At 66.0% G+C, this 11,580-nt stretch carries 9 protein-coding genes; 6 read left to right on the plus strand and 3 right to left on the minus strand.

Features of this window, described 5'->3' with window-relative positions:
- Positions 1 to 8: 8 nt before the first annotated feature.
- The 6 genes from ACXJMY_RS32850 (at position 9) to ACXJMY_RS32875 (ending at position 6,641) form a co-directional block, all read left to right on the plus strand.
- A complete protein-coding gene (locus ACXJMY_RS32850; RefSeq protein ID WP_456623497.1) occupies positions 9 to 584 on the plus strand; it encodes an alkylhydroperoxidase domain protein in 576 nt (191 codons plus the stop codon).
- 61 nt (positions 585 to 645) lie between these two features.
- Positions 646 to 1,803, plus strand: coding sequence for an ABC transporter substrate-binding protein (locus ACXJMY_RS32855; RefSeq protein WP_456623498.1), 1,158 nt, complete (start codon positions 646 to 648; stop codon positions 1,801 to 1,803).
- Between the two features lie 54 nt (positions 1,804 to 1,857).
- A complete protein-coding gene (locus ACXJMY_RS32860) occupies positions 1,858 to 3,681 on the plus strand; it encodes an ABC transporter permease (RefSeq protein WP_456623499.1) in 1,824 nt (607 codons plus the stop codon).
- A complete protein-coding gene (locus tag ACXJMY_RS32865) occupies positions 3,681 to 4,535 on the plus strand; it encodes an ABC transporter ATP-binding protein (RefSeq protein ID WP_456623500.1) in 855 nt (284 codons plus the stop codon). Before ACXJMY_RS32860 ends, ACXJMY_RS32865 begins: the two co-directional genes overlap by 1 nt.
- The gene (locus tag ACXJMY_RS32870; RefSeq protein ID WP_456623501.1) at positions 4,532 to 5,278 is read left to right on the plus strand and encodes an ABC transporter ATP-binding protein; all 747 of its coding nucleotides are present in this window, start codon (positions 4,532 to 4,534) and stop codon (positions 5,276 to 5,278) included. Before ACXJMY_RS32865 ends, ACXJMY_RS32870 begins: the two co-directional genes overlap by 4 nt.
- 286 nt (positions 5,279 to 5,564) lie before the next feature.
- Entirely contained in the window at positions 5,565 to 6,641 is a 1,077-nt protein-coding gene (locus ACXJMY_RS32875; RefSeq protein ID WP_456623502.1) for a HoxN/HupN/NixA family nickel/cobalt transporter, read from the plus strand.
- Between the two features lie 120 nt (positions 6,642 to 6,761).
- Here the strand turns inward: ACXJMY_RS32875 and ACXJMY_RS32880 are convergent, their stop codons facing one another.
- The 3 genes from ACXJMY_RS32880 to ACXJMY_RS32890 form a co-directional block, all read right to left on the minus strand.
- Entirely contained in the window at positions 6,762 to 8,273 is a 1,512-nt protein-coding gene (locus ACXJMY_RS32880; protein WP_456623503.1) for a helicase HerA domain-containing protein, read from the minus strand.
- Positions 8,274 to 8,378: 105 nt separating this feature from the next.
- Positions 8,379 to 9,197 carry a YkgJ family cysteine cluster protein gene (locus ACXJMY_RS32885; RefSeq protein WP_456623504.1) on the minus strand — a complete coding sequence of 273 codons (819 nt, stop codon included), beginning with the start codon at positions 9,195 to 9,197 and terminating at the stop codon, positions 8,379 to 8,381.
- A gap of 566 nt (positions 9,198 to 9,763) precedes the next feature.
- On the minus strand, positions 9,764 to 10,828 hold the full coding sequence (locus tag ACXJMY_RS32890; RefSeq protein ID WP_456623505.1) for a ketopantoate reductase family protein: 1,065 nt from the start codon (positions 10,826 to 10,828) through the stop codon (positions 9,764 to 9,766).
- Between the last annotated feature and the right edge of the window lie 752 nt (positions 10,829 to 11,580).

Raw genomic sequence — 11,580 nt, forward strand, 5'->3', positions numbered from 1 at the left:
GCCGCATTATGAGCACCATCAATCCGCCCGTCGTGTTCACCCAGGACGAACTGGGCTGGGTGTCGTGGATCGACCCGCTGCCCGAGGCGGAGCTGACCGAGCGGCATTTCGCCGGTCTGGTCGATCGCTCCCGCGCCAAGTCGGAATATTTCCGCCTGCTTGTGCGCGATCCCGAGGTGCTGGAAGCCCGCACCAAGACCGACAAGGACATCTTCTACAACATCGCCGACGGCCTGCCGCGCGCCGAGCGCGAACTCGCGGCCGCCGCGACCTCGCGCTACAACGGCTGCATCTACTGCGCCTCCGTGCATGCGCGGTTTGCCAGCACCTATTCCAAGCGCCGCGACGACGTGCAGCGGCTGCTCGACGAAGGCGTCGGTGCCGATCTCGGCGAACGCTGGAACGCCGTGGTCAAGGCCTCGGTGGCGCTGGCCGCGACGCCGATCGCATTCGGTCCTGACAACATCGAGGAGCTGCGCCGTGCGGGCCTCGACGATGCGGAGATCGTCGACGTCATCAACAGCGCGTCGTTCTTCAACTGGGCGAACAGATTGATGTTGTCGCTCGGTGAGCCCTCGAAATAGGCAGCTTCGGTGGCATGGAAATTGCCGCTTGTTTTCAACACCTGACTGGATGGAGCCGTATATGAGCAACATCGACCGCCGTACCCTGGTCAAGGGCTCGCTTGCCGCCATGATGGCGGGAGCGGCCATGTCGCGCGGCGCCTTCGCGCAATCGTCCGAGCCGATCCTGCTCGGCGTCAGCGGCCCCCTGACCGGGCCGAACGCGCAATATGGCACGCAGTGGAAGCAGGGCTTCGATCTCGCGCTGGACGAGATCCTCGCGGCCGGCGGCATCAACGGGCGCAAGCTCGCCTACAATTTCGAGGACAGCCAGAGCGACCCGCGCCAGTCGGTGGCGATCGCCCAGAAATTCGTCTCCGATCCCCGGATCGTCATGGAGCTCGGCGACTTCTCCAGCCCGGCGTCGATGGCGGCCTCGCCGATCTATCAGCGGGGCGGGCTGGTGCAGTTCGGCTTCACCAACTCGCATCCCGATTTCACCAAGGGCGGCGACTTCATGTGGAGCACGTCGGTCAGCCAGGCCGACGAGCAGCCGCTGCTGGCGCAATATGCCGTGAGCCGTCTCGGCCTGAAGAAGCTCGCGGTGCTGCACCTCAACACCGATTGGGGCCGCACCAGCCGCGACTATTTCGTCAAGGCGGCCAAGGAGTACGGCGCCGAGGTTGCGGTCACCGAAGGCTACATCGCTGAGGAGCGCGATTTCCGCTCCACCCTCGTGCGCGTCCGTGACGCCAGTCCCGACGGGCTGATCCTGATCTCCTACTATTCCGACGGCGCGCTGATTGCGCGCCAGGCGCGCCAGGTCGGATTGAAGCAGACGATCTGCGCCGCAAGCTCGGTCTATTCGCCGAAATTCCTGGAGCTCGGTGGCGAGGCGGTCGAGGACGTCCATCTCGGCACCCGCTATTTCCCGGAGGATCCGCGGCCCGAGGTGCAGAAATTCATCGCCGGCTTCAAGAAGAAATACAACGGGCAGGAGCCCGACGCCTTCAACGCCTATTCCTATGACGCGATGCACATGGCGGCCGCCATCGTCAAGATCGGCGGCACCGATCGCCGCGCGATCCGCGATGCCTTCACGAAAGTGAAGGATGTCTCGAGCGTGATCTTCGGGAAGGCGACGTTCGACGTCGAGAGCCGCCGCGTCAAGGGCGCCATGAATGCCGAGCTCGTCGTGCGCAAGGGCCAGTTCGCGCTTTGGGACGGCAAGCCGACCTGACTTGATGGCCGGAGCGCTCGCTCCGGCCTGCTCTCTTTTCAATAGGAACGCTGCGTGTCCTCCTGGCTCGACTACACGATCAACGGGCTGATCGTCGGTAATGTGTACGCCCTGGTTGCGGTCGGGCTCGCGCTGATCTTCGGCGTCAGCCGGCTGATCAATTTTGCGCAAGGCTCGATCTATCTCGTCGGTGCCTATATCGGCTGGGTGGCGGTGGTGCAGCTGCACACGCCGCTTCCGCTCACCATCATCGTGGTCGCGGTGGCCGCCGCGCTGGTCGGGCTGATCATCGAGCGGTTCGGCCTGCGTCCGCTGCAGAACTCGGTGCGGATCGCGCCGCTGCTCGCCACGATCGGCATCAGCTTCGTGCTCGACCAGCTGGTGATGCTGACCTTCTCGCCCAATCCGCGCGCGCTGCCGAGCCAGTTGCCGGATGTCCGCTTCCAGGTCGGCGGCGGCACGATCGGGCCGCTTGATCTGCTCATCGCCGGTGTCGGCATCACCAGCGCGCTGCTGCTGTTCGTGTTCCTGCGCTACAGCAAGCTCGGCTGGGCCGTCCGCGCCACCGCGCAGGACCGCGACGCCGCGATGCAGATGGGCGTCGACGTCAACCGCGTCAATCAGGCCGTGTTCGGCATTGCGGCTGCGCTCGGCGGCGTCTCCGGCCTGCTGGTCGGTATGTACTACAACCAGATCGACACCGCGATGAGCCTTCAGGCGACGCTCAAGGGCGTCGTTGCCGAAGTGGTCGGCGGCGCCGGCAACGTGCCCGGCGCGGTGGTCGGCAGCCTGCTGCTCGGACTGGTCGAGAGCTACGGCGTTGCCGTGTTCGGCACCAGCTACCGCAATCTGTTCGCGTTCCTGCTCCTCGTCGTCGTGCTCGTGCTGCGGCCGAACGGCCTGTTCGCGAGCGCGCGACAGGCGCCGCCGGAGCCGCTCACCGGCACCTTCATCGCGCCCAGCCGCCCCGTTCGCATTCCGCGCTGGGCGCTGCTGGTCGCAGCCGGCGTGTTCGCGATTCTGCCGTTCTTCCCGGTGTCCTTCTACGTGCTCCAGACCCTGATCAACGCCTGGCTGCTCGGCATGCTCGCGCTCAGCCTCACGCTGGTCGCCGGCACGATCGGCCAGGTCTCGCTTGGCCACGCCGCGCTGCTCGCGATCGGCGCCTACACATCGGCGCTGCTGTCGCTGAATTTCTCCGTCCCGGTCGGCCTTGCCATCATCGGCGGCGGCCTGATGAGCGCTGCGCTCGGCACCGCGCTGATCTCGCCGTCGTTCCGCCTGCGCGGACACTATGTGTCGATCGCGACGCTCGCGATCGGCGAGATCGTGTCGCTGGTGATCCTCAACTGGGAAAGCGTCACGCGCGGTCCGATCGGCATTTCCGGCATCCCGCCGCTGTCGCTGTTCGGCTACGACCTGATCAGCCCGCATTCGATCTACTGGTTCAGCTTTGTGGTGATGGTCGTGCTTGCGCTGCTCCAGGGGCGGCTGCTCGGCTCGCATCTCGGCCGCAGCTTCCGCGCCATTCGCGACGACGACATCGCCGCGCGCGCCTATGGCCTCAGCCTGAACCGCTACAAGTCGCTGGCCTTCATCTTCGGCGGCTTCGCGGCCGGCGTCAGCGGCGGCATCGCGGCGCATCTCTATTCCTACATCAATCACGAGACCTTCAACACGCAGCAATCCATCCTGGCGCTGACCGTCGTGATCCTCGGAGGCCTCGGCAACGTCGTCGGCGCCGTGGTCGGATCGGTGGCGCTGGTCGGGCTGCCTGAAGTCTTCCGGATCGCCGCGGAGTATCGCATCCTGATCTACGGCATCGTATTGCTGCTGCTGGTGCGGTTCAGGCCGCAGGGCCTGTTGGGGACGATCTGATGGCGGACGCGCACGCTGCACCGCTTCTGTCCGTTCGCGGGCTGACGCGCCGTTTCGGCGGACTCACCGCCGTCGATGCCATCGATCTCGATCTCGGCAAGGGCGAGCTCGTCAGCATCATCGGCCCGAACGGCGCCGGCAAGACCACCCTGTTCAATCTCGTGACCGGGCTCGACCGGCCCGATGCCGGTGCGGTTCAATTCGAGGGGCAGGATATCACCGGCCTGTCACCGGAACGGCTCGCGGCCGACGGCATTGCGCGCACCTTCCAGCTCGGCCGTGTCTTCGGCAATCTCAGCGTCATGGACAACGTCCTGATCGGCGCGCATACGCGGCTGCGCGCTGTGAAGCCGGCGGTGCCGCTGATCGGGCCGCTGCTGGAGCTGGGGCTGGCGTTGCTGCGCCCGGCCAGCGTCAGGGACGAAGAGGAACGGCTGCGGGAAGAGGTGAAGGTCATCCTCGCCCGCTTCGGCGAACGGCTGCTGCCGCGGATCGATCAGCCGGCCTACAGCCTGTCCTATGCCAACCGCCGCCGCGTCGAGATCGCGCGTGCGCTCGCGCTCAAGCCGCGGCTGCTGCTGCTCGACGAGCCGACCGCCGGCATGAACCCGACCGAGACCGCGGAGATGCAGGGGCTGGTCGCCGAGCTGAAAGCCGAAGGGCTGACCATCCTGCTGATCGAGCACAAGCTCGAGATGGTGATGCGCCTGTCCGACCGCGTCATCGTCATGGACGAGGGCAAGAAGATCGCGGAAGGTCCGGGCGAAGACGTGCGCAGCGATCCCAAGGTGATCGAGGCCTATCTCGGCCACGGCCTGTCGGGTGCGGCGGATCGGCAGGAGAGCGCGGCATGACGACCAACACAGCTTCGCCCGCGCCGCTGCTGACGCTGTCCGACGTCAACACCTTCTACGGCCAGGCCCAGGTGCATTTCGACCTGTCGATCACCGTTGCCCGCGGCCACATCGTCTGCCTGCTCGGCGGCAATGCCAGCGGCAAATCGACGACCATGAAGATCATCCTCGGCCTGGTGAAGCCGCGCTCCGGCGACGTCAGCTTCGACGGCGCCTCGCTGCTCGGCCTGACCACGCCGCAGATCATCCGCCGCGGCATCGCCTCGGTGCCGGAGGCGCGGCGGCTGTTCGCGGACATGACCGTCCGCGAGAACATCCTGATGGGCGCCTTCGTGCGCACCGACCGCGACGCCGTGGCGCAAGATCTCGACAAGATGCTCGCCCTGTTCCCAAAACTCGGCCAGCGGCTGTCGCAACGCGCAGGCTCCTTGTCCGGCGGCGAGCAGCAGATGGTCGCCATGGCGCGCGCGCTGATGAGCCGGCCGCGCATGATCGTGATGGACGAACCGACCATGGGCCTGTCGCCGCTCTATGTCGACCGCGTGCTGGAGCTGATCAGGACCATCAACCAGGAAGGCGTGTCGGTGTTCATGGTCGAGCAGAACGCCAGCCTCGCGCTCGAGATCGCGCATGAAGCCTATGTGCTTCAGACGGGAAAGATCGTGCTGTCCGGCTCGGCGCGGGCGCTGAAGGACGATCCGCGCGTGCGCGACGCCTATCTCGGCGGGTCTGAAGCGGCGTAAGGCAATGCGCTGACGCTTCCAGATCGTCATGGCCGGGCATAGCCGTCCGAAGGACGGCGTCGCTTCCGCTCGCCTATGACCCGGCCATCCACGTCTTAACTCTCGGCCCGAAGAACGTGGATGCCCGGGCCTTCGCCGCGCCGAAGCGGCTTCGGCCGCGCAGGCGGGACAAGCCCGGGCATGACGAGTTCCCGCAAATGCGCATAAGCGATCATCCCGAGCTACCCGGGACTAGTCAGTGTGACAATTATATGAAAAGATCATACTGAAGCTGCGGTCAACGGGAATGGGTCGCGTGACGAAGTCGTCTTGGCGGGCAATCGAGCCCGGAACGGTGCTGCTGTTCGGCGGGCTCGTTGCCGCCAACATCGCAGCATGGGCCTGGGCCTTCGCGCTGTTCGGCGACCGGCCCACGGTGATGGCGACCGCGCTGCTCGCCTGGGTGTTCGGCCTGCGCCATGCCGTCGACGCCGACCACATCGCCGCCATCGACAACGTCGTGCGCAAGCTGATGCAGGCGGGCGATGCGCCGCGATCGGTGGGCCTCTATTTCGCGCTCGGCCATTCCACCGTCGTCGTGGTCGCGACCATGCTGCTCGCGCTCGGCGTCGTCAGCTTTGGCGGCGACAACCTGCTCAGGGATATCGGCGGCCTGATCGGCACCTCGGTGTCGGCGCTGTTCCTGCTCGTGATCGCGGCCATCAATCTCGCCATCTTCGCCGGCCTGTGGCGGACGTTTCGCGCGGCGCGCGAGCAGGGCGTTCATGACGCCGAAGGGCTCGATGCGCTACTCGCCAATCGCGGATTCCTGGCGCGACTGCTCGGCCCCCTGTTCCGCCTGGTGACAAAGCCCTGGCACATGTATCCGCTCGGGCTGCTGTTCGGGCTCGGCTTCGACACCGCGACCGAGATCGGTCTGCTCGGCATCTCCGCAACTGAAGCCGCGCATGGCGCTTCGCTCGCCGATGTCCTGGTCTTTCCCGCGCTGTTCGCCACCGGCATGGCATTGGTCGACACCGCCGACTCGGCGCTGATGGTCAGCGCCTATCGCTGGGCTTTCGTCGATCCCCTCAGAAAGCTCTGGTACAACCTCACCATCACCGGCGCCTCCGTCGCGGTCGCGCTTTTCATCGGCGGCATCGAGGCGCTTGGGCTGCTCGGCGCCCGTCTCGGCCTGTCCGGCGGCATGTGGACGCTGGTCGATGGCCTCAATCAATCGCTTGCGAATGTCGGCTTCGCCGTGATCGCGATGTTCGTGGTCGCCTGGCTCGTCTCCGCTGTGCTCTACCGCCGCATGTTTGCGGACGATCGGCAGCGCGCGCCGGATATGCTCCGGGGTGTCGATGCGACCGAGGTGGCATGAGCTTGCGTCGCGCTGACGACGCTCTCGGCCTTCGTGCTGCTCCGTTCCAGCGCCGTGGGTTCCGTAACTTCTCCCGCAAGCGGGAGAGGGAGCGCACCTTCTTGGTGGCTGCAATGCAGCTTAAGCAGACGCCGTGCTGCTTGCCGGCTCCGCCGGCAGATCGTCGGCATTGGGATCGCCGGGCGCGGTCGCCCAGGCCAGCTCGACCAGCGTCACGAACCTGCGGCCGGCGCCATCGAGCTGGCAGACGATGAGGCCCTGCTCCTCCATGTAGCTGAGCAGGCGTTGCGCCCGGCGCAGCGAGTGCGAGCCGTAGGCCCGCGCGATCGCGGCATCGCCGGGGCAGGGCCAGCCTTCCTTGGCCGCGCGCGCAATCATCATGAATACGCCCTGCATGTCGTCGGGCAGGATCGAGGCGCGCAGCGAGACCTCCTGCCAGGCGTCGTCGTCGGCGATGTCGGCGCCGAGTCCGGCCCGCGCGTGCATCAGCATGCGGCGGAATTCGTTGAGATCGGGCACAGCCGCGCCAAGGCCCTCGATACGGCAGCGGACCACGAACTCCTGGTAGAGCACGCCGACCGCGCGGAAACCCGCATCGGGCGCGGCGAGCACGGCGCGCAAGGTCTTGTCGACGCGCTCGCGCCGTTCCGCCAGCTCCTCGGCGCTGACCGGCAGCTCGATCGCTTCGGGCCGGATCTCCGGCGCGGCCAATTTCGCGGCCCTGAGYTGCTCGAGCAGATCCGGCGCCGGCCGGCGCTGTGGCCGGCTGGCGTCAGGCGGCGGCGCGGCCAGGATCACGGCGCGCATATCCTCGAGTGCGGCCTCCGGCATCGGCATCAGCCGCGGCGTGGAATTGCGCGCGTGGGTATCGGTCGGGCCGATATGCAAACGCAGGGGGCGTCGCGACAGCGCGGGGCCGAGCGCCATGAATTGTCCGCGCTCGAGATCGCGAAAGGATTCGGCCTGCCGCCGCTCCATGCCGAGCAGGTCGGCGGCGCGCGCCATGTCGATGTCGAGGAAGGTCCGGCCCATCAGGAAGTTTGAAGCTTCCGCCGCGACGTTCTTGGCGAGCTTCGCCAGCCGCTGGGTCGCGATGATGCCGGCGAGGCCACGTTTGCGGCCGCGGCACATCAGATTGGTCATCGCGCCGAGCGAGAGTTTGCGCGCTTCGTCCGAGACCTCGCCGGCGACCGCCGGCGCGAACAGCTGCGCCTCGTCCACCACGACCAGCATCGGATACCAGTGGTCACGGTCGACGTCGAAGAGACCGCCGAGAAAGGCCGCCGCGCGCCGCATCTGGTTCTCGGCATCAAGCCCTTCGAGATTGAGCACGGTGGAGACGCGATGCAGCCGCGCGCGCTCGCCCGCGACCTGAAGGCCGCGCTCGGTGTGATCCTCGGCCTCGATCACGAGATGGCCGAAATGCTCCGCCAGCGTGACGAAATCGCCTTCGGGGTCGATGATGGCCTGCTGCACCCAGGGTGCGCTCTGTTCCAGCAGTCGCCGCAGCAGATGCGACTTGCCGGAGCCCGAATTGCCCTGCACCAGGAGACGGGTCGCCAAGAGCTCCTCGAGGTCTATGGCCGCCGCGGCGCCGGCCGTGGTCTGCCCCATCTCGATCGCAACCGTCATGTCCCCGACTCAAGTCCCCTTCATTCGCGGACAGGGGCTTACCAACCCGACCGGGGCGCGTCGAGCGGCATGGGACGAATCATGCCGTGTTGCCCACGGCGGCGTTCAGGCGTGATTCGACAATTCGAGAAGAGCGGGTCGATAGGGCGGGTAAGGGTCGTCGTCCGCGTCATCGGGGATCGCGCAGGACCCGAATTCCTGCCTGATCCGCTCGATCTCGGCGATGCGCTCGTGCAGCCGTTGCAAGTGCTCCTGCGACTTTGCCTTCCAGAACCGGAAGGTGTCGGCCGCAACCGGCAGGAACGCCGTTCCGAACGGTGTCGGATCGGGGACGATGGTCCGTCCGAGCATCAGGAACCGATCGGCGCCGGAGACGACGAGGGTTGCGTAACCGCGGTTTCCGATTCGCCTGATGCCGTTCAGCGACCATTCGGCGAGCTTGCTGAAATACGGCTCCTCGCGCCAGCGGTCGGGACAATCGTCATCGACCGTCACGTTGACGGCATCCTGGCTGAAATGCACCACGATGCCCGATTTCTCGGGAAACCAGTCGTCGTCGAGATGGCCCTGGAGCCAGGCGCAGACGAAAGATCGGCACATCTGGGGACGGCGTTCATAGATGGTGCATCCCGTGCCGGCCTGCCAATGCTTGCAGAGCTGGTTCACCGGCTTTTCGACGTCGGCCACCTCGAGGATATCGCAGCAGGCGTTGCACGATCCGCACTGCCGTGCCGGTCGCGCCGTCTTCGGCAGACCTGTGGCCTTGAAGCCCTGGCCATCGCGAACCAGCAGCTTCTGCTTCTCCAGCGCATTCAAGGCGCGCTCGATCTTGAGCCGGGACAGTCCCGTAGCGTCGATCACGCCCTTTATCGTCGTCGCGCCTGCCTCGACGGCGCGGACGACGCTCAACATCGCCTGATCCATTTTGTTGTTCTTGGTCTTCTGGTCCGGTTCCATCGGCCGGGCATCGCGACCAGCGCCGAACGAGCGATCGGCGAACGGTTTGCGGACACCTAACTGAGAAAGCTATGTTGCTCATCTCTCCGTTCGCCAGACAAGAAGCCGCGCCCGTCGCGCGCGCATGCAACGTTTGCGCAAATGAAGGATCACACGTGAGGCGCGAGAGATCATTCGCACGCGCAGCGCGGAGCAATTCGCCTCATTTCAGGTGGAAACAACTCATTTTGACGGCGCGTCGCGTGGAAACACGACGAGCAGCATGCATCAGTCTCACGCAGGTGTGATGTTTGCGGTTGAGCGCAGGCGCAATGCACGGGCGACACGATTGCGTGATCTGGGACATGCAGCGCCGAGTTGATTTTGCGCCACACGCGGAACCGTGCGCTGGACTGCTTTGGTGAGGACAGTTCGACACGCGCACCGGCGCGGTCACGCTCGTCGCCGTGACCGGCATGATTTGGCTTCAACCATTCCTGAGCGCGTGAGCGCCGACGCTTCGCCGGCCGACCGCGAGAGAAGGCGCGGCGCTGTTACTGCGCGCCGGATCCGCCCTGCACGATCTTCTCGTTCAGCTTCTGATCCACGGTCTCGACCGTGCGGTCGATCTCGGCATTCGGCGCGCCGAGCTGATGCGAGATCAGCTTGACCAGGAGGTCGACGCGCTCGATGAAGGGGGCGCCGCTTGCGACCGCGCGCGCCGCCGATGACGGCTTGAGCAGGCTTTCGGCGGCCTTGGCGTATTTCGCGAACGGCACCTGGTCCTGCGGATCGGCGCCGAGCCGGCGGGCGATGGCGTCGACATGGTCGTAAATCGTCTGCGAGCGCCTGAGATCGCCGTGCACCGCGTCGCGAATCGACTGCGGCTCGTGCGGCGTGATGCAGCGGTAGTTGCCGGTCAGCAGCATCGACCATTTCGCCAGCGGCACGAACAGCGAATCGAACACCTTCAGCTTCACCGGCACGTCGTGGCCGTCGAGCGTCACCGCGTCGATGTCGGCCTCGAGCTCGCGCAGCACCTTGTTGTGCTTGTCGTCGGCGAAGGCCGACGCCTTGAAGTTCGTGGGCAGGCCGACATGCAGCACGTTGGCGGCCTCTTCCGGCGGACGAAACGCCTGCGGGTCGGGCGAGCACAGCGTCACCAGCCCCGGCTCGAACCGCTCCCACACCTGCGCATTGGTGTAGGCCTCCTCGAGATCCATGTCCGCGAGCGACGGAATCCGCTTCAGATACGGCAGTGGCGGTATGTTCATGATCGACAGACACGGCAGCTTCGCCGCGGCGATCCTGACCATGAGAACGCGGACCGTGTGGTTGGTGTATTGCGGCTCCTGCATCGCAAGGCCGACCATGTCGTAACGGGAGACGTCGACATCGGCGGGCGTCACCGCGTCGAGCTTGCCGGGCAGGTCGCGCGAGAAGATCGCGCGATGCACCGCCTCGTCGCGCAACTTGATGCGCACCTCGGTACCGTCGCGATTGATCAGCTCCGCGGTCTTGGCGCGGCAGACCAGGGTGACGTTATGCCCGGCCATCAGCAGCTTCGTGCCCAGCAGGGAGCCGTAGGAAGCACCGAGAATCAATATGTTACGCGCCATGTTTCGTCCCGTGGAAATGTCATGTGATTTTTTGCGCCCGGCCGTGGGCCCGAGGGCGGGTTGGCGGCATCTAAAGCGAAGTGCCCGGCGATGGCAACTGGGATAATGCATACAAGGCAACGCCGGTATTTCCCGTAGCCCGGATGGAGCGCAGCGTAATCCGGGGCCGCTCCTTCCGCGCGGCGCCGCTCCCGGATTGCGCTGCGCTCCATCCAGGCTACGGGTGCCCGACGGGCAAAACACCCGCGAGGCTGTCAATCTCCTTGCGCAAAAATATTCCACTTTACCGAAATTCGGAAATGGCGTATGTATCGTCCATCCCGGCTTGACCTTGAGGGGCGATCTTGTGTCGTCATGTGTCGCGAGCTGGGCTTGCGGTGGACGCGGCAGCGTCGGCACGAAAAGGTGCGGGCAGGGCGGGTAGTCCCTGTGAGCCCGAAACCGCGTGCGGATGAGCGGCGCTGAAAGGTTCGTCTCGCCAGCATTCTTCCGGCAACGTCGACAACGCCGGGAGATAATGCGGCGAGCAAGCGGGCCGCGCGTACGGCAAAACCGTGTGGTCCTGGCCGTCGTTGCTACGGTCAAGCCTGTCGTGGAGGTGTTCGCGAGCCCAACCGGGCGGACGGCATCGTCAATTCGCGGGGCGAGGGAGGCCAGAACGAACTCGGCTCCCGGGAGAGCACGGCATAAGCCGTCAACCCACTGCGCAGGGAAGGCCGAGTGATTGGCTACACCTGTATGCTGCTGTGCGG

Source organism: Bradyrhizobium sp. P5_C12, from assembly GCF_054049735.1.